Consider the following 17,719-nt stretch of genomic DNA (forward strand, 5'->3'; position numbering starts at 1 on the left):
AGGTAGGGGATCCCCACCCGGTGGCAATAGTCGCCGAAGCGCTCTTGGGGGTGGCGCTCCTGCTTGTAGACCTGCAGAAGAATTCTCATCAGCGGCACGATCTGGCTGATGTGCACCCGATCCTGAAACGGCTGGGCCAGGCGATCCCCTTGCGGGCTGGCCCCCAGCCAGATTTGGTAGTAGCCATCGGGGGCGGATCCCACCAAGCCGAGCTCTGCCAAGTAAGGCCGGGCACAGCCATTGGGGCAGCCGGTCATGCGCACCAAAAAGGGCGAATCCTGCAGCCCCAGCTCCTGCAACACCTGATCCAACTGGCGAATCAGGGTGGGCAGGGCTCGCTCCGACTCGGTAATGGCTAAGCCGCAGGTGGGAAGCGCCGGACAGGCCATGGAGAGCCGCACCAGCTCCGGGATCTCCTCTTTGGAAAGCACCCCATGGGACTTGAGGATCTGGTTGATGGCCTCTCGCTGGTGATCCTCGATGTCAATGAAGATCACGTCCTGCGTAGGAGTCAGCCGCAGGTGGAGGGAAAATTCCTCTACAATCTTGCGCAGGGCCGTTTTCAACTGCCGCTCCAGCGTATCTTGGATGCGGCCATTTTCAATCGAGAGGCCCAAAAACCAACGGCCATCCCCTTGCTCGTGCCAGCCCAGGTAGTCGTCGCTGTTGGGGACAAACTTGGGCATGCGCCGGAAGGGCAGTAGCTTCTCCCCCAGGTACTGCTCGACCACGCGGCGAAACTTGCGGATCCCCCAGTCGCGCACCAGATACTTCAGCCGTGCCTGCTTGCGGTCGTAGCGGTTGCCGTGATCCCGCTGCACCGCCAAAATCGCCTGGCAAACCCGGTACACCGCTTCCGGCGGGGCAAAGCAGAGCTTCTGGGCCAAAAGGGGTTGGGTCTCCTCCTTGCCATGGGTGCGCCCCATGCCGCCGCCCACCACGATGTTGAAGCCCTTGAGGTTGCCCTTGCGGTCGGTGAGGACGATCAAACCCAGGTCTTGGGAGTACACATCGACGGTGTTCTCCCCGGCTACGGCGATGGCCGTCTTAAACTTGCGGGGCAGATAGACCGGGCCATAGAGAGGTTCCGGCCCCTCCAGCCTCACGCCGTTGCCCACAAACTGCTCGGCTTCCTGGACTTCCGGATCCACCGGCGGGATGGGAACCGGCTCTCCATCCACCCACAGCTCGTAGTAGGCAGAAGTCTTTGGAGCCAGGAGATCCGCCAGCTTGCGGGCATACTCCTGGGCGTAGCGGTAGGCAGGCCGGTTTTTGTAGGGGGCGACTGGTGCCATGACGTTGCGGTTGACATCGCCACAGGCGGCCAGGGTGGATCCCATCTGCCGGATAATGCTGGCCACCGTGGCCTTGAGATTTTTCTTCAAGATCCCGTGGAGTTGAAAGGTCTGCCGGGTGGTGGCCCGCAGGGTGCCGTTGCCGTACTCCTCGGCCAGCCGATCCAGGGTCAAGTAGAGCTGCGGCGGCACATGCCCCCCCGGAATACGGGTGCGCAACATCATCTCGTAGGCCCGCTCCCGTCCCTCCTGCTTCCGCTGCTGCCGCAGATCCCGGTCGTCCTGCTGGTAGGCGCCATGAAACTTGAGCACCTGCACCGCCGCCTCGCTAAAGTGGGTAGTGTCTTGGGCCAGCTCCTGCTGCAAGGGATCCCGCAGGAAATGGCTATCTGCCTTGATCTGCTCCACCTTGGAGCGCTTGGCCTCAGAGCCGACAAGGGAGCTCATCTGATTCTCCAGTAATCCGGTCGGAATACTTGTGAAACAGGGTAGCATCTCCCCTGGGCCGCGTCCAGTTCTATGGGTTTGAGGTGGAACAGCCTACTCCCCTCTCCCTCTGGGAAAGGGGCCGGGGGTGAGGGGTACCAGGGCAGCTTGAGAGCTAAGGCAGCGCTCTAGCCGGCCAGGGCCAGGCGGGCGCCGTATTCTGCTGCCGACCAGAGTTTCCAGGCAGAGTTGCCCTGTAGCTCCAAGACAAGGTCGTGGTAGGCCAGGAGAGTGGGGCGGTGGCCGACGCTGACGTAGGTGGTGTTGAGGTGTTGCAGTTGCCGGTAGAGCAGCTTTTCGTTGGCTACATCTAGAGCGCTGGTGGCCTCGTCCAAAATGGCGTAGCGGGGCTGAGTAATCAAAATGCGGGCAAAGGCCAGGCGCTGCTGTTCGCCCAAGGAGAGGGTGCTGGCCCAATCTTTCTCCACGTCAAAGCCGCCCACCCGCTCCGGCAAATCGGCTAGGTTCACCTGGGCCAAAACCCGGATGAGATCTGCATCGCTGAGATCCCGGCGACGACCTGGATAGAGGAGTTGATCCCGCAGGGATCCCAGCAGCATGTAGGGCTTTTGCGGCAGGAAGAGCATCTCGGTGGTGTCGGGGCGGGCGATGGATCCCTGGCCGTTGTTCCACAGGCCGGCAATGGCCCGCAGCAGGGAGCTCTTGCCGCTGCCGCTGGCCCCCACAATGAGCAGCCGTTGGCCTGCCTCTAAACTCAGGGACAGATCCCGCACCAGGGTTCGTTCTGAGTTTGGTGTTAGCAGAGTAACCTGCTGCAGCGCCAGTTGGGGAGCAATGCGAGTTTGGATGGTGCTCTCCCGGTCGCGGGTGTGGCGCAGGGCCGGATTCTCCAACGTTTCGTAAAAGGACCCTAGACGGTTGATCCCGGCGGCAAAGCTGGAGATGCTTTGGATCTGGTTGGCCACAATTGAAAGGGCACTCAGCACCTGGCTAAAGGCAATGGTGGCCTGGGTAATGGTGCCAAAATCCCGTACGCCGCTAAAGTAAAGGGGGGCCACAATTACATAGGGCACAATGCGCGTGAAGTAGTTATAGGCATACTGAAAAATGTCAATAATAGCCTGCCAAATGATTAACAAGTCAAAGTTGCGCAGGGCAGCGGCAAAGCGATTCAAGATCTGCCTCAGCTCTAGGTCTTCTCCCTGGTAAAAGGCGATGGACTCAGCGTTGTCCCGCACGTGGACTAGGCTGTAGCGAAAATCGGCCTCGTAGCGCAGTTGATCGAAGTTAATTTTAATTAGCTTGCGTCCAGCCACAATGGCAATGGCGGTGCCAATGGTAGCATAGATAACCAATCCCACCGCCAAGGGGCGGGAGATGCTGTAGAGGATGCCGGTAAAGGCGTAGAGGGTGAGGATCGAGTCGAGAATATCCAGCAAAAAAGAAAGGGTAGTGCCGGTAAAGGAGCGAACGTCTTCGGAGATGCGCTGGTCGGGGTTATCAATCTCTGTGTTAGCGGCGTTGGAATCCAGCTCGTAGTAGGCCCGGCGATCAAAGTAGCGATCCAGAAAGTGGTCGGTCAGCCATTCCCGCCAAAACAGCCCCAGCTTCAGCCGTGTATACCGATAGATCACCAAAATGGGAATGGCCGAGATGATCAACACCCCGTAGATGATTAAAAACTGCCAGAAGGTGTTCTCTTCTTTTTGCTGTAGGGCGGTGTCGATAAACCGAAAGATAAAGCTGATCATCACGTTTAATCGGTTTACCGTTAAAGATAGAAACAGCAAAAAGGTCAACAACAGCCATTGCAGCCAGCGCCGCTGAATCTGGCGCCACACCAGCCCAAAGGCCAGGCTGCTCAGAGCCAAGCTGGCTGCGGCCACCCACAGCAGCGGCGAGGCCAAGTTTCTCTCCGTTTGCGCCACCAGCCCGGCTGCTACATTGGTAAAAAACTCTGGGAACAGGGCCTGACCAACCAAGGTCACCCCAATCTCCACAAAGAACATCAAGGCAACCACAAACACCATGGCCGCTGCCAGCAAGCCAAAGAAAATCCAGCCCCCGTAGCGCACCCGCGGATAAAAGTAGGGCTGAGCTACCGTGATAAAGCGGTCCCAAAGTTTGCGGTCGAAATTAAATTGAGCGGCTTGGGATTCCATGGTTGTGGTCGTGGTCAAGAGGGTGGGATCGACATCTTTCAGGCTAGCAGGCCAGGGATCCCTTCTCGGTCCACCAGGAGCAAATCCCTTCGCCTCTAAGGAAGAGCCCCGCTGCCCATGCTGAGCCAGTGCTGATAGGGTTTATGTCCAGCCTACTTTTGCCCAAAGCTTCTGTTTTCAGTCGGGATCCCCTTGCAACCGCTTTTGCCAGGCCGCTTGGGCCGCCAGCCACACCGTCTGAACCGGCACGCGAAACGCTTGGGCGCGGGCCACGCAGTCGCGGAACTCCGGCTGGGCGTTGACAAGGCGGCCATGGTGATAGGCCAACTTGATGTCCACCAGGCCGTAGGGGGTTTCCACCCGCTCGATCCGGCGCTCCAGGACGGTGCGCTGCTGCTGGGAGTGGCGGATGCCCAGGGTGGTGGTTTCCCGGAAGATGAGCTCCTGGCACTCCGGCACCCGATCCGGCGGGCAGATCACCGTCAGTAACACTCCCGGCCGCCCCTGCTTCATGGTGATGGGTTGGGTAAACACGTCCCAGGCGCCGAGGGCCAGCAACTGCTCGCAGGTATAGGCAATCACTTGGGGGTTGAGGTCGTCAATCTGCGTTTGCAACACTGAGACGATCTCGGTTGGCTCTTCCCCCTGGGACTGACCAATCCAAAGACGAAAGATGTTGGGAATGGGCAACTCGCGGCTGCCGGCCCCGCGCCCCACTTTTTCCAGCCGCAGCGGTGGACAGGGCCCAAACGCTTCTGCCAGCGCCACCGCCAGGGCTGCGCCGGTGGGGGTAACCAGCTCGGCCTCCACGCCGTTGCTAAACACCGGCACCCGTCCCATTTCCCACAGCTCAATCACCGCCGGCACGGGCACCGCCAGTTGGCCATGTTTGGTGCTCACCCAGCCACCGCCAATGGGATGGGGAGAGGAGATCACCCGCTCCACCTGCAGCCAATCCAGACCGATACAGGTGCCGACGATATCCACCAGGGCATCGACGGCCCCCACCTCGTGGAAATGCACTTTTTCTAGGGGCACCTGATGGACTTTTGCCTCTGCCTGCGCCAGCTTCTCAAAAACTTTGAGGCTGCGGGCCTTGACCGCAGGGGCCAAGCGGGATCCGGCAATCAAAGCCTGGATCTCCCTCCAGGAGCGGGCGGGCGGGGACTCGTCCAACACCTCCACCACCGCTTGCAGAGCCGGCTGGCCGCACCGCTGCACCCGGCATACCTGCAGGCTGTATTCTCCTTCGATGCCCAGCGCCTGGAGCTGCTGGTTGAGATACTCCAGGGGCACCCCGCAATCCAGCAGAGCCCCCAAGCACATATCGCCGGCAATGCCTGCCGCGCAGTCCAAGTAGGCCACCTTCATAGCAGCGTTGAAACGGGAGGGACGGCTCCACCCAGTTTTGCCCAGAGTGGTGGCGATGCCAACAGGAGTGGCTGCCGCCAAGGCCAAAATAGGAAAAACTTCAGCCGCAAGGAGGGATCCCAAATGCTGTTGCAGCCCAATCCTTGGCTCCGCTTTTCCCTGGGGATCCTGCTGGGGGCAACGCTGTTGCTGTGGGGATCCCCGGCGGGATCCCAAACTCGTCTCAACTTTAGCAATGCCGATCTGCAGGGGCAGGATCTGTCGGGTCAGGACTGGCGGGGCAGCAGTTTTGTCAGCGCCAACCTGCAGGGTGCCGATCTGCATGGGGCCAACCTTGCCGGCGTGGCCTTTACCAAAGCCAATCTGGCGGGGGCCAACCTGGCGGGGGCAGATCTCAGCAACAGCCTGTTGGATCTGGCCAACCTAGCAGGCGCCGACCTCAGGGGGGCCAACCTCAGGGGAGCCATTGCTGCGCGGGCGGTTTGGCAAGGGGCGCAGATTGGCGGCGCTGACTTTAGCGACGCCTATGTGGATCGGGCAGCCCTGCGGGAATTGTGCCAGCGGGCTGAGGGATCCCATCCCGTAACAGGCGTTGCCACCCGCGCAAGTCTAGGCTGCCCCTGAAAGCCGGCAAAGGTGAAGAAAACAGGATCCCTGAACCCTCTTGGCTGGATTGCCCTTTAGATTGGGGAAGGTGTTGACCCTGCCCCACCATGAGCAAGCCCAGCTTCGCAGTCATTGGCCTAGCGGTGATGGGGGAAAACCTGGCCCTCAACGTCGAGCGCAATGGCTTTCCTGTTGCGGTCTACAACCGGACTCGCGCCAGAACCGAGCAGTTCATGCAAGGGCGGGCCCAAGGCAAGCAGATTACCCCTGCCTACAGCCTGCCCGAATTGGTGCAACTGTTGGAGCGGCCCCGCAAAATCTTGATCATGGTCAAGGCAGGCCCGCCAGTGGATGCCATCCTCGACGAGCTCAGGCCGCTGCTGGAGCCAGGCGACATCCTCATCGATGGCGGCAACTCCCTCTACAGCGACACCGACCGGCGTGCCGAGGCCCTAGAAGCCAGCGGGATCCACTTTGTCGGCATGGGGGTGAGCGGCGGGGAAGAAGGTGCCCTTAACGGCCCTAGCCTCATGCCCGGCGGCAGCCTGGAAGCCTACCGCCAACTGGAGCCCATCCTCACCAAAATTGCCGCCCAAGTGCCGGACGGCCCCTGCGTCACCTACCTGGGGCCCAAAGGGGGCGGGCACTACGTGAAGATGGTGCACAACGGCATCGAATACGGCGACATGCAACTGATCGCCGAGGTCTATGACTTGATGCGCCGGGGCTTGAAGCTGACGGCCTCGCAGATGCAGGAGATTTTTCAGGCCTGGAACGAGACGGAGCTGGAGTCGTTTTTGATTGAGATTACCGCCAAGATCTTGGGGACGCTGGATCCGGAGACGGGCAAGCCGCTGGTGGATCTCATCTTGGACAAGGCAGGCCAGAAGGGCACGGGCCTGTGGACGGTCAAGGACGCCCTGGATCTGGGGGTGCCGGTGCCCACCATTGAGGCGGCAGTGCAGGCCCGCCTCCTCTCCTCGATGAAGGAAGAGCGGGTGGCCGCCTCGCAGCAGTTGCCAGGGCCGGGAACAGCCTTTGAAGGGGATCCCGACCGCTTCCTCCAGGATCTGCGCGCCGCCCTCTACTGTTCCAAGATCTGCTCCTACGCCCAGGGGATGGCGCTGCTCAAGCAAGCCACCGTTGCCCACGGCTATGTTTACACCTTTAGCGAGATCCCTCGCATCTGGAAGGGGGGCTGCATCATCCGCGCCCGCCTCCTGAGCAGGATCCAGGCGGCCTACCAGCGGGATCCGGAGCTGGTCAACCTGCTTTTGGATGAGGAGTTTCAGCAGGCCATCCAGGAACGGCAGGGATCCTGGCGGCGGGTGGTGACCACCGCGGCTACCCTAGGGATCCCGATCCCGGCCATTAGCGCTTCCCTGGCCTACTACGACAGCTACCGCACTGCCGAGCTGCCCCAGAACCTCACCCAAGCCCAGCGGGATTTCTTTGGCGCCCACACCTTTGAGCGCATCGACAGGCCGGGGGTTTTCCACCACGCCTGGAACGCCTAGGCAGGATCCCCCTCTGGTGCGGCCGCTAGACCTAGCGGCGTCTGCTTCAAGGTAGAGCCCCACGCCTCGGTATGGAAAGGCTCTCCTTCTTGGGGAAAATCCCTGCGGAAGTGGGATCCGCGACTTTCCTCTCGCAACAGAGCCCCTTGCCCCACCAGGCGGGCAAGCAGCAACAAACTCCCGGCCTCGACCTCCTCCCGGCTGGCCCAGGGCTTCTCCTCCAGGGGCAGGGCTTCTGCAAAAGCCAGAAAAGCCCGCAGCCGCTCTCCCTCCCGCACCACGCCCAGCGCCTCTCCCACCTGCTGCCTAAGCTCGGGAAGAAGAGAGGGCGGCGCGGTCAGCACAGGTAGAGCCTGCACCTGAAGGGGTGGCTCCTGGAGGTCCCGCAGGGCAGCCAGAGCAGCTCGCTTGCCCATGACCAGCCCTTCCAAGAGGCTGTTGGAAGCCAAACGGTTTGCCCCGTGCAACCCTGTAGAAGCCACCTCCCCGGCAGCATAGAGGCCCGGCAGGCCAGTGAAGCCAAAGGCATCCGTTCGCACCCCGCCCATGACGTAGTGGGCAGCGGGAGCAACCGGCAGGAGGTCTTTTCCAGGATCCAGCCCCAAAGCGCGGGCAGAGGCAACAACGGTGGGAAAGCGCTCCTCCAGCTCTGGCACAGCCCGTAGATCAAGATAAACTCCCCCCGTCCGCTGCCGCTCCCAGAACACCGCCTGGGCCACCACATCCCGCGGCGCCAGCTCGCCCAGCTCCGTATAGCAAGGCATAAAGCGCTCCCCCCAGGCGTTGAGAAGCACGGCCCCTGCCCCTCGGGCAGCCTCACTGACCAGGGCTCCATTGGGCAAGGCGGTGGGGTGAAACTGCACAAACTCCAGATCCCTTAGGACAGCTCCTGCCCGCCAGGCCAAGGCCATCCCATCCCCGCTGGCCCCCGGCGGAGCCGTCGAGAGGGGGAAAAGGCTGCCAAACCCGCCTGTAGCTAAGAGAACTGCCCCTGCTTTCACCTGCAGTGGCCCATCTGGCCCCAGCAGCAGGGCTCCCCCTACCCTGTCTCCTGCCATCAAAAGGCTGAGGGCTGTGTATCCCTGGAGAGGCGGCTTGTTTAGGCGAGCCAGCAAACCTTGCAGCAGCCACAGCCCGCTCCGATCCCCTCCCAGATGGCGTATCCGCGCCCGCGAGTGGCCCCCTTCCCGCACCGGCTCCGGATGGAAGGGCAGCCCCCAGGACAAAAGCCTCTCCAGGTGAAAGGGGGCTTCCTGCAGGATGGAGCGGGCCACCTCCACTTCCACCAAGCCACGGCCTGCTTGCAGGGTGTCCTGGAGGTGGGCTTCCACATCTGCTGCATCCAGTGGAAAAGCTATCCCCCCCTGCGCCCAAGGGGTGGATCCAGAAGGCAAGGGATCCTTGCTTACCACCAGGGTTCTGGCTCCCTCTGCTTCCGCCCACAGGGCTGCATAGATCCCTGCCACCCCTGCCCCCAGGATCAAGAGGTCTGTTTCCGCTAGGAAAGACGTAGACAACACTGGAAAAACAGACCCTCGCCAAGGGTGCTCCCTCTAGGCTCCAGCAGGCACTGACAGCATGGCCAGGATCGACCTGCGAGCTTTCTCCGCCACCGCCTCCGGCACCTGGATCACGTAGCGCATCTCCACTAGGGAGCGGTAGATCTTCTCCAGGGTAATTTTTTTCATATACTCGCAGACGGCGTCCGCCTTGACGGGGATAAAGGTCTTATCGGGGGCCTCTTTTTGCAGCCGGTGGAGAATGCCCACTTCGGTGGCAACCACAAACTCGCGGCTGGCCGAAGTTCTGGCATAACGCACCATCCCCTCGGTAGAAAGGAGCTTGGCGTCCGGCTTGAGAAATAGACAACTGGAGCCGCAACTGCACTCGGGGTGGATGAGGAACTCCGCCTCCGGGTACTTTTCTGCCATTGCCTTGAGGTGCTCCTCGCGAATGCCCACATGGACGTGGCACTCGCCGGGGAACAGATCCAACTCCCTCCCCGTTGTCTGGGCTACATAGGCCCCTAGGAACATATCCGGCACAAAGAAGATGGGGCGATCCGGCGGCAGGCTGGCCACCACCTGCACAGCGTTGGCGCTGGTAACGCAGACATCGGCCAGGGCTTTAATCTCGGCGGCCGTGTTGACATAGGCCACCACCAGCCCCTCGGGGTTGGCCTCCTTCCAGCGCCGCACATCCTCAGGCCGGATGCTGTCGGCCAGGGAGCAGCCCGCCTCTAGATCCGGCAGCAGCACCGTCTTTTCCGGGTTGAGGATAGCTGCCGTCTCGGCCATGAAGTGGACGCCAGCAAAGACAATGACCTGGGCATCTGTCTTTTGGGCCGCGCGGGCCAGGCCCAGGGAGTCTCCCACAAAGTCCGCCACTTCCTGCACCTCGGGGAGTTGGTAGGAGTGGGCTAGGATAACGGCCTGCCTTTCCTGCTTGAGTCGAGCAATTTCCTGGACAAGGGTTTCTTGGGTCATGGTGAACCTTCTGTTTTGGCTGGGCCGGCCACGGGTGCAGATCTGGACTGGTGCGGGGCTAAGGAGAAGTTGCCAGCAGGCAGCAACTGGCCTTCCTGCTTTAGGCGGGATTGTTACCTAGCCTAGCATTAGAAACAGCGCTCCCTGGGGCAAACCTCAGGGCCGCACCACGAGCAAGGAGAGATCCAGGGCCTTGGCCGAGTGAGTCAGGGCCCCCACACTGATGTAGTCAACGCCTGCCTCCGCCGCTTGCCGGGCGCGCTCTAGGTTCATGTTGCCGCTGGCTTCTAGGGGAACTTTCCCCCCTACCCGTTGAACGGCAGCCCGAATCTGCTCCAAGGGGAAGTTATCGAGAAGGATTAGATCGGCGCCTGCCGCCAAAGCCTCCTCCAGCTCCTGGAGGTTGCGCACCTCAACCTCGACCTTGAGGTGGTGGGGGGCACCTGCTTTGGCCCGCTGGACGGCTGCCAAGATGCCGCCGGCACCGCGAATGTGGTTTTCCTTAATCAAGATGCCGTCGAAGAGGCCAAAGCGGTGGTTTTTGCCGCCTCCTACCCGCACCGCATATTTCTCCAGAGCGCGCAGGCCGGGGGTGGTCTTGCGGGTGTCCAGGAGCTGGGTCGAGGTTCCCCGCAACGCCTCTACGTAGGTGCGGGTAAGGGTGGCAATGCCAGAAAGCCTTTGGAGAAGGTTCAGCGCTAGCCTTTCTGCTGCCAGAATCCCCCGCAGGGATCCCTTGAGCTGGACCACTGCTTGGCCGACGGCCACGCTCTCCCCTTCCTCTGCTTTGGGAGCGAACTCCAGCTGGGGATCCACCAGCCGGAAAACCCGCCTGGCAATCTCCAGACCCGCCAGGATCCCTGCCTCCTTAGCTAGGATCACCGCCTCGCCCTCTACTCCGGGGGGCAGCGTCAGCTCGCTGGTGAGATCGCCGTGGCCGAGATCTTCCTGTAGCCAGGCGCACAGGGTCTCCTCCGGGATGTAGAATGCTGGCATCATCTTTTGCTTGAGTTGCTTATGGCCTCGACTGGATCCTCTCAACCCGATAGCGGCACCTTCAGCCGTCGTCAGTTGCTCAAAGCAGGAGCTGCTGCCCTTGGGGGAAGTCTGCTGGCGGCAGCGGCTGCTCGATCCTCCCCCACTCTCATCGTGGCTCAGGGATCCAAACTCGACCGGGTTTCCTATGCTACCAACTGGTATGCCCAGGCGGAGCATGGCGGCTTTTACCAGGCGGTGGCCACAGGCATCTATCGCGAATATGGGCTAGACGTCACCATCAAGATGGGCGGCCCTGGCGTCAACATTACCCAGATTTTGGCCGGCGGAGCTGCCGACTTTGCCATGGGGGGAAGCGCGGGAGTCATCAACGCCGTGCGGGAAGGGATCCCGCTCATCTGCGTGGCGGCTATTTTCCAAAAAGACCCTCAGGTTCTCCTTGCCCATCCCGGCACCCAGCGCTTGGAGGATCTCAAGGGCCGACCCATCTTCGTGGCCAAAGGGGCTTTTACTACCTACTGGCCCTTTCTGCGGGCCAAGTACGGCTTCACCGACGACCAGACCCGCCCCTACAACTTCAACCCCGGTCCCTTCTTGGCGGATCCCACCTCAGCGCAGCAGGGGTATCTCACCTCTGAGCCTTTTGCCATTGAAAAACAAGGAGGCTTTAAGCCGGTAATTTTTCTCCTAGCCGACTACGGCTACAACCCCTATGCCACAACCATCGAGACGCGGCGCCAACTGGTGGAAACCAAGCCAGACCTGGTGCAGCGATTTGTGGATGCCTCTATCAAGGGCTGGTACAGCTTTCTAGAGGATCCCCGCCCCGCCTATCGCCTCATCAAGCAGGATAACCCGGAGATGACCGATGAGCAGTTGGCCTATAGCTTTGAGAAGTTGAAGGAGTACGGTGTTATTTTGTCCGGCGATGCGCTAGAAAAGGGCATTGGCGCCATGACCCACGAACGTTGGCAAAGCTTCTTCGAGAGTATGACAGTGGCGGGTGTCTTTGAGCCAACCATTAACTACCAAGCCGCCTACACGTTGGACTTTGTCAATAAAGGCACTGCCTACTACAAAAGCTAGGTCAGTTGCGAAAAAGGGAATTATAGGGCGGTTCTAATCAGTTTGGAGGGGGCTGCCGGCCGCTCTAGACCGCCAAAGACGAGCAGCGCTTACCCTCAGCCTATCTCTGGGAGAGGGGAGTTAGGGATCTAACTGCTCCATTGCTACCTAATGAATGACTGTAGCTAACTTTCGTGCAGCTTGCTGACCGATGGCCAAAGCTACTGCTCGGCAATGGTGACGTTAAAGCCCTTGTTCTTCAAAGTTTCAGCGTGGTAGCGGGCATATTCCAGTTGTTCAAATGCTGCCAACTGCACAAACTTCTGGCCGTTCACATCTTTTACAAAAGCATCATTGGCAACTTGCCGAGCTCGCGCCAAGCTTTCCTCTCCGGAGTAGGTGGTCAGCACCAAAAAAGTTCCTTCGCCGCGGTTAGGCCCTAAGGAATCGAGATCGTTGCTGTTCAGGGGCACCGTGAGCAAAGATTCTGAAACAGCGGTTACTTTAGGCTGGGAGGGGCGCTCCAGGCTGGCTGCCACTTGCTCCACCGTTTTCGAGAGGGAAGGAGCAGGTTCCTGTGCAGCCGAGGCCAAGTCGGTTTGTAGACTGTCCAACAAGTTGAGGACATCCTGAAGGGGCTCGACCCGCAACTCCTCCAGATTGGGAGTGTTCGCCAACCCTAGCGCCAACTGACTGGGATCCAGCCTCCCCGAATAGAACTCTTCCCCTACCTGTCCCGGCAGCGGCTCCAGGGGAATCAGGGGCAACTGGGCCAAATCCACCTGGCCAGGGATCCCTCTTTGGATGTTGTGGGTCAGGACAGCGGTTTGGGGAAGCGACAGCTCTTCCGGCCAGATCAACCAGCGCACCCCGAAGCCGATCCCCGCACAGGAGAGGGCCCACAGCAGCAAGAGCCAAAGGGGGGAGAGCACCCCCGCCGGCCGTGGTGTTTCCTCCTCCTCCAAGTCTTCCACGATTTCTTGCATCAGCACAGGTGAAGAGCGCTCTAGGGGGATATCGCTTCCAAGAGGATCTGTCCATGGCAAGGGGACAGATGACCTGCGCTGCAAACGTTGCCAGAGGCGAAATCGCTCCAATTCCTTGAGCTCATCCAGATGTAAACAGCTCAGCGCTTCCTGAAGCGTCAGTTGAGGAGTTGGCTGGGTTTGCTGGGCCCTTGGTAGGGGTCGAGTAGCATCTGAGGGAAGTGGAGAAAAACTCATAGACAACTCACCCTCGCCAGACTAAGAGCTGGGAAGCAAGCAGAACCAAGCCGGTGCTGAACCCGGGAACTGCCCAACCGCAGAGCCAACCCCAGGGATAAAGGCAAGCCATTACTACCATGCCACAAGCCGAAGGCCTTCTTCTAGGGATTTGCCGCAAGATAGAGGTCGCGCACATCCGCTGGCAGATGCCGAAGCAGGAGCTGGCGAGCGGAGGCAACAATGGCATCCACCTCTTCCGGCGCGAGGTAGTACCGGTCAGCTTTGAGCTGGGCGGCGATGCGATCCGGTGACCAACCAAACCGATCCCGTAGCAGCAGAATGAAGCGCATATCTCCCGGCAAGTTGTCCAGAGCGGCGGTCAGGTAACAGGCCAATGCTGGCGAAAGAGAGGGCTTCGCTGCACCGGCGCTCGCGGTTTGAGGAGGGGTGGCCTCACCCTCTGCCGTGCCGTCAGACCGCCCCGCAAAAGACCAGATCAGCTCGCGGATTTGCGCCGCCAGCCAGGGCGCCAGCACCGGATCCCCGCCCCCCTCACTCTGTAGCGTGCGGGCATCGAGATGCTGAAGGCGCGCATAAAGGTGCAGCCAAACCTCCTCTCGAGCGGCAGCCCGCCGCTCCGGGGGCAGATGCTCGGCCAGGATCCCATCCACCCAGGCGCAGTAGCGGCAAAACAGGGCGATGAAGTAGCGCGCCGCCTGCGGCTGCCGTTGAAAGGCCCGCAGCAGTTCCAGATCGCTGTGGTGGGCTACCCCCTTCACGATAGAAGCCTCGCACTCCGGCCAAAGGGGAGTCACCACCTCAACCATAATCTCTCTCGCCAGAAAGAAGCTCTCTAGCTATTTTCCAAGATCTCTCGACAGGCCGATAGCAACTGCTCCTGCTCCGTCAGGGTTCTCAGGCCAATGCGCAGATAGCGATCCCCCAGCTCTGGAAAGCTCAGGCAATCCCGCACCAGGATGCGGTGCTGCCGCAACAGCTTTTCTTGAATCTGCGTAGCGGAGCCAGGGCAGCGCACCAGTACAAAGTTAGCCTGACTGGGCCAGGGATCCCAGCCGGGTAGCGCCTGCAGACCGCTCAACAAATGCTCCCGCGCCATCGGCAGCCAGGCCAGGGTGCGCCGGCGAAAGTCTTCATCCGCCAGAGCCGCCGCCACCGCCACCGCCGCCAATCCGTTGACGCTCCAGGGATCCCGCCACTGCCGCCAGCGCCGCCAGTGATCCGGGTGCCCCACAGCAAAGCCGATGCGCAAGCCGGGCAAGGTAAAGAACTTGGTCAGCGAACGGATGACGATGGTGTTGGGGTGGGCCTCCAGGTGAGGAATCAAAGTCTGGCTGCGGGGCAGCTCTCCCACCTCTGAGCCGGCGTCCAGAGGGGGGAGCTCCTGCGGGGCGTCTCCTGGCAAAAAGTCCATAAAAGCTTCATCTACCACCACCTGCTCAAACTGGGTCAGGAGGGGCAAGAGGTCTTGCCGGAGGAAAAGCCGGCCCGTCGGGTTGTGAGGATTGTTCAGCCAGAGCACCCGGCCTGTCTTGTCCGCCCGGATCCCTTTCTGCAGCAAGGCTAGGGTGGGGGATCCCTGAGAGGGCCAAAGATCCAAACCCCTGAGGGTTACACCCGCCGCCCGCAGGGCCCGTTCATAGTCCCCAAAAGCCGGTCGGGGCAGCCAAACCTCCCGCCCCTGGGCATCGCGGGCGGCCCAGGTGAGCAACTCCGCCGCCCCATTGCCCACGAAGATCCACTCCGGATCGACCGCCCAGCGCCGCGCCAAACAGGCCCGCAGCTCGCGGTAGTCGGGATCCGGATAGCGGCTGATCACAACTGGATCCGGCGCCGACAGGGCGCGAGCCAGAGCTTGCAAAACCGACTGCGGAGGGCCCAGGGGGTTGAGGCTAGCCGAAAAATCCAAAATAGCCTCAGCAGGGCAGCCGGCGATGGCTGCCCCCCAAGCTCGATTGCCACCATGCTGAGGCCGTTGCACGCCTATCCATCCCAAAGCTCAGGTTCACCGAGAGAACTCCGCCTGAGGAGCGCGAACGGCTGGGATCTCGTCAAACTCCCGAAGACTTGTGGCCACCTGCCACCGCATCGCGGAAAGTTTTGCCTGCGGTGAAAGTCGGGACAATGCTGGCCGGGATCACCATCTTCTCGTTGGTCTTTGGGTTGCGACCTTCCCGTTGTTTGCGTTTGCGGGCCTCAAAGGAGCCGAAGCCCACCAGGGTCACCTTCCCTTTGGGTTCACCGTTTTCATCGCGGGATGCGACCTCTTCGACAATGATCTCCAGCGCCGCCGTCAGGACAGCTTCAGCTTCTTTTTTGGTTACGTTGGCGCGATGAGCGACGGCATCCACAAGCTCTGCCTTGTTCATCCTGATCTCCTCGTGAGTTAGGCAATAGGGTTAAAACCGACTCTGGCCGCGTACTCGCGAGGGGCTGCGAAGCAACCACGGCCCAGAGTGTTCTCAGTCTGTAGGAGCGGGGCTTGCCCTGCACTGCGCCAAAGCGCCGCTGGCGCGAATGGCAGGATTGTGGCAGTTTGGCTCCAAATCACTGACATATTCTACAGCCAAGTTAGGGTAGAAGCCGGTTGGAGAAGGGATTTTAGGGGGGCTGAGCGGAATTTTTGGGGAACAAAGAGAGATCAACCGATAATCCTAATACCCACTCCCCTCGGATGCCGGGGCAAGTCCCGCCCAGGGCATCACAGGTCGCGTTGGAAGTAGGCCCGCATCACCTCGCGGAAGATCGGGGCTGCCCGGGATCCACCCCCGCCGCCACTGTTTTCCAGAAAGACCACGACCACCAATTCGGGCCGGTCGGAGGGCGCATAGCCGACAAACCAGGCGTGAGAGCGCCGCGGCGGATCCTCGGCAGTGCCGGTTTTGCCGGCGGTAGGGGGAAAGCCCGGCCCCAGGTTGGCGTTGCCGCCAGTGCCGTAGACCACGACATCCCGCAGCCCCTGTTGCAAGATCTCCAGGGTAGCGGGGGAGAGACCTACCTTCTGCCGCAGGGGCACGGCGCTTTCCGGGATCACCTGCTGCGAGAGCAAGGGACGCACCCGCCAGCCGCCGTTGGCCACCGCTGCTGTGACCACCGCCATCTGCAGCGGCGTGGCGGTGATAAATCCCTGGCCGATGGACATGTTCACCGTATCGCCCACATACCAAGGCTCGCGCCAGTGGCGCTGTTTCCAGTCGGCGTCAGGCACCAGCCCAGCAGCTTCCCCCTTAAGGCCGATCCCGGTCAATTGCCCCAGCCCGAAGCGGCGCGACCATTCTTGCAGGGGGGCGGCCTTGGTGCCCAGGGCAATCTGGTAGAAGAAGGTGTCGCTGCTGTAGGCCATCGCCTGGCGGTAGTTCAGCCGCCCGAAGCCGGCACGGTTCCAGTCCCAGAACCTCCACCCGCCCACCTGGATGTAGGGGCCGGTCTGCAGCACCGTATCCGGGGGAAAGGCCCCCGACTCGATCCCGGCAGCGGTGGTGATGATTTTGTAGGTGCTGGCGGGGGGATAGGGCCGCAGGGCGCGGTTGAGGAAGGGAAAGTCCTTCTGTTGCAGGCTCTCCCACTGGGCTTGGGTGATGCGGCTGGAAAAGAGGTTGGGATCAAAAGTGGGATAGCTGGCCATGGCCAGGATCGAGCCGTCGCGGGGATCCAGGGCGACTACTGCTCCTTTCTGCTGGCCCAGGGCTTGCTCTGCCGCCTGCTGCAGGCGTACGTCCAAAGTCAGCTGCAGGGTGTTGCCCGGTTGGGGGGCTTGTTCTCCCAGCACCCGCAGCACTTCTCCCATGGCGTCCACCTCCACCTGGCGCCCGCCCCACTGGCCGCGCAGATGGCTCTCGAACAATTCCTCCACGCCCATCAGGCCGACGATATCCCCCAAGCGATAGCTGGGGTCGGCCCGCAGTTGTTCTTGCGAGATCTCGCCGGTATAGCCCAGCAGGTGGGCGGCCAAGTCGCCATGGGGATAAAACCGCACCGTCTCCGCCTCCACCATCACCCCCGGCAGTTCGCGGCTCATCTCTTCCAGTTGAATGACCACCTGGGGGCTGGCGTTGCGCAGGATGCGTACGGGAAACGGGGAGCGGTAGCCGGCCTGTTCCAGCTTTTGGGCAATTTCTTCGGGGGCCATGTTCAAGGCTTGGGCCAGCTTGGGGATCGTCTCCTGCCAGCCCTGCCGCGACTGCACCAACGGCCACAGGAAGACTGAGTGGGAGAGCTGGCTGCCCGCCAGCAGCACGCCGTTGCGATCCACAATGCGCCCCCGTTCCGGCGGCTGGGGCAAGAGGCGAATGCGGTTGGTATCGGCCAACTGGCGGTAATACTGGGTGCGCACCAGTTGCAGGTAGGCCAGGCGGGATCCCAGCCCTCCCAGGAGCAAGCCGCTGGCCAGCAGGAGCAAAACCAGGGCCCGATAACCCTGACCCACCGTTTTGGCCGGCGGGGATCCCAGCCAGCGAGGGCTACTGGTGGGCGGGGGAAGGACGCGGCGCGGGTCGGGGGGCCTGGAGTGGGGGGAAAACAGGGTTTTGGGATCCCGTCCCGCGGATGTGG

The 17,719-nt window shown here is 61.5% G+C and carries 14 protein-coding genes; 3 read left to right on the top strand and 11 right to left on the bottom strand.

Translation table 11 applies throughout. The features are described from left to right. The 3 genes from NW852_RS02250 to larC all read right to left on the bottom strand — a co-directional run. The coding region (locus NW852_RS02250) for an NADPH-dependent assimilatory sulfite reductase hemoprotein subunit (protein ID WP_414426426.1) at nt 1-1,742 on the bottom strand (1,742 nt) is incomplete at its 3' end. Nucleotides 1,743-1,909: 167 nt separating this feature from the next. Beyond that, nucleotides 1,910-3,904, bottom strand: coding sequence for an ABC transporter ATP-binding protein/permease (locus tag NW852_RS02255; protein ID WP_414371282.1), 1,995 nt, complete (start codon nt 3,902-3,904; stop codon nt 1,910-1,912). 177 nt (nt 3,905-4,081) lie between these two features. After that, a complete protein-coding gene (larC, locus tag NW852_RS02260) occupies nt 4,082-5,275 on the bottom strand; it encodes a nickel pincer cofactor biosynthesis protein LarC (RefSeq protein ID WP_414398907.1) in 1,194 nt (397 codons plus the stop codon). 123 nt (nt 5,276-5,398) lie between these two features. Between larC and NW852_RS02265 the strand changes: the two genes are divergently transcribed. Together NW852_RS02265 and gndA are read left to right on the top strand one after the other, a co-directional pair. Continuing rightward, a complete protein-coding gene (locus tag NW852_RS02265; protein ID WP_414371156.1) occupies nt 5,399-5,899 on the top strand; it encodes a pentapeptide repeat-containing protein in 501 nt (166 codons plus the stop codon). Between the two features lie 89 nt (nt 5,900-5,988). Then, nucleotides 5,989-7,398: an NADP-dependent phosphogluconate dehydrogenase gene (gene gndA / locus NW852_RS02270; RefSeq protein WP_414371154.1), complete on the top strand. Its 1,410-nt coding sequence runs from the start codon at nt 5,989-5,991 to the stop codon at nt 7,396-7,398. On the opposite strand, the gene NW852_RS02275 is transcribed toward gndA, so the two are convergent. The 3 genes from NW852_RS02275 to nadC all read right to left on the bottom strand — a co-directional run bounded on the left by NW852_RS02275 (nt 7,395) and on the right by nadC (nt 10,883). Further along, nucleotides 7,395-8,918, bottom strand: a complete 1,524-nt coding sequence (locus NW852_RS02275) for an L-aspartate oxidase (protein WP_414365438.1) — start codon at nt 8,916-8,918, stop codon at nt 7,395-7,397. The two genes, gndA and NW852_RS02275, sit on opposite strands and share 4 nt — an antisense overlap. 33 nt (nt 8,919-8,951) lie before the next feature. Continuing rightward, nucleotides 8,952-9,884 (bottom strand): quinolinate synthase NadA, encoded by a 933-nt coding sequence (gene nadA, locus NW852_RS02280; protein ID WP_414371151.1) that lies wholly within the window; start codon nt 9,882-9,884, stop codon nt 8,952-8,954. Nucleotides 9,885-10,040: 156 nt separating this feature from the next. Next, on the bottom strand, nt 10,041-10,883 hold the full coding sequence (gene nadC, locus NW852_RS02285) for a carboxylating nicotinate-nucleotide diphosphorylase (protein ID WP_414365435.1): 843 nt from the start codon (nt 10,881-10,883) through the stop codon (nt 10,041-10,043). Between the two features lie 18 nt (nt 10,884-10,901). Between nadC and NW852_RS02290 the strand changes: the two genes are divergently transcribed. Beyond that, a complete protein-coding gene (locus NW852_RS02290; protein ID WP_414371148.1) occupies nt 10,902-11,966 on the top strand; it encodes an ABC transporter substrate-binding protein in 1,065 nt (354 codons plus the stop codon). Between the two features lie 200 nt (nt 11,967-12,166). Here the strand turns inward: NW852_RS02290 and NW852_RS02295 are convergent, their stop codons facing one another. The 5 genes from NW852_RS02295 to mrdA form a co-directional block, all read right to left on the bottom strand. Further along, on the bottom strand, nt 12,167-12,931 hold the full coding sequence (locus NW852_RS02295; RefSeq protein ID WP_414371276.1) for a hypothetical protein: 765 nt from the start codon (nt 12,929-12,931) through the stop codon (nt 12,167-12,169). Nucleotides 12,932-13,311: 380 nt separating this feature from the next. Further along, nucleotides 13,312-13,977, bottom strand: a complete 666-nt coding sequence (locus tag NW852_RS02300) for a hypothetical protein (RefSeq protein ID WP_414365431.1) — start codon at nt 13,975-13,977, stop codon at nt 13,312-13,314. Between the two features lie 26 nt (nt 13,978-14,003). Further along, nucleotides 14,004-15,149 carry a pyridoxal phosphate-dependent aminotransferase gene (locus NW852_RS02305; protein ID WP_414371146.1) on the bottom strand — a complete coding sequence of 382 codons (1,146 nt, stop codon included), beginning with the start codon at nt 15,147-15,149 and terminating at the stop codon, nt 14,004-14,006. 70 nt (nt 15,150-15,219) lie between these two features. After that, nucleotides 15,220-15,537, bottom strand: coding sequence for an HU family DNA-binding protein (locus NW852_RS02310; protein ID WP_011429825.1), 318 nt, complete (start codon nt 15,535-15,537; stop codon nt 15,220-15,222). Nucleotides 15,538-15,869: 332 nt separating this feature from the next. Then, nucleotides 15,870-17,719 (bottom strand): penicillin-binding protein 2 (gene mrdA, locus NW852_RS02315; RefSeq protein WP_414426427.1); only part of this gene is annotated, 1,850 nt, incomplete at its 5' end.

It is taken from the genome of Synechococcus sp. H60.1, from assembly GCF_047462335.1.
Classification (GTDB): Bacteria; Cyanobacteriota; Cyanobacteriia; order Thermostichales; family Thermostichaceae; genus Thermostichus.

What these genes read in the sequence shown, in the direction of transcription:
- NW852_RS02265 (WP_414371156.1), top strand. Translation starts at nt 5,399, where the DNA reads ATGCTGTTGCAGCCCAATCCTTGGCTCCGCTTTTCCCTGGGGATCCTG.
- NW852_RS02310 (WP_011429825.1), bottom strand. Translation starts at nt 15,537, where the DNA reads ATGAACAAGGCAGAGCTTGTGGATGCCGTCGCTCATCGCGCCAACGTA.
- gndA (WP_414371154.1), top strand. Translation starts at nt 5,989, where the DNA reads ATGAGCAAGCCCAGCTTCGCAGTCATTGGCCTAGCGGTGATGGGGGAA.
- nadC (WP_414365435.1), bottom strand. Translation starts at nt 10,883, where the DNA reads ATGATGCCAGCATTCTACATCCCGGAGGAGACCCTGTGCGCCTGGCTA.
- NW852_RS02295 (WP_414371276.1), bottom strand. Translation starts at nt 12,931, where the DNA reads ATGCAAGAAATCGTGGAAGACTTGGAGGAGGAGGAAACACCACGGCCG.
- larC (WP_414398907.1), bottom strand. Translation starts at nt 5,275, where the DNA reads ATGAAGGTGGCCTACTTGGACTGCGCGGCAGGCATTGCCGGCGATATG.
- NW852_RS02255 (WP_414371282.1), bottom strand. Translation starts at nt 3,904, where the DNA reads ATGGAATCCCAAGCCGCTCAATTTAATTTCGACCGCAAACTTTGGGAC.
- NW852_RS02290 (WP_414371148.1), top strand. Translation starts at nt 10,902, where the DNA reads ATGGCCTCGACTGGATCCTCTCAACCCGATAGCGGCACCTTCAGCCGT.
- NW852_RS02300 (WP_414365431.1), bottom strand. Translation starts at nt 13,977, where the DNA reads ATGGTTGAGGTGGTGACTCCCCTTTGGCCGGAGTGCGAGGCTTCTATC.
- nadA (WP_414371151.1), bottom strand. Translation starts at nt 9,884, where the DNA reads ATGACCCAAGAAACCCTTGTCCAGGAAATTGCTCGACTCAAGCAGGAA.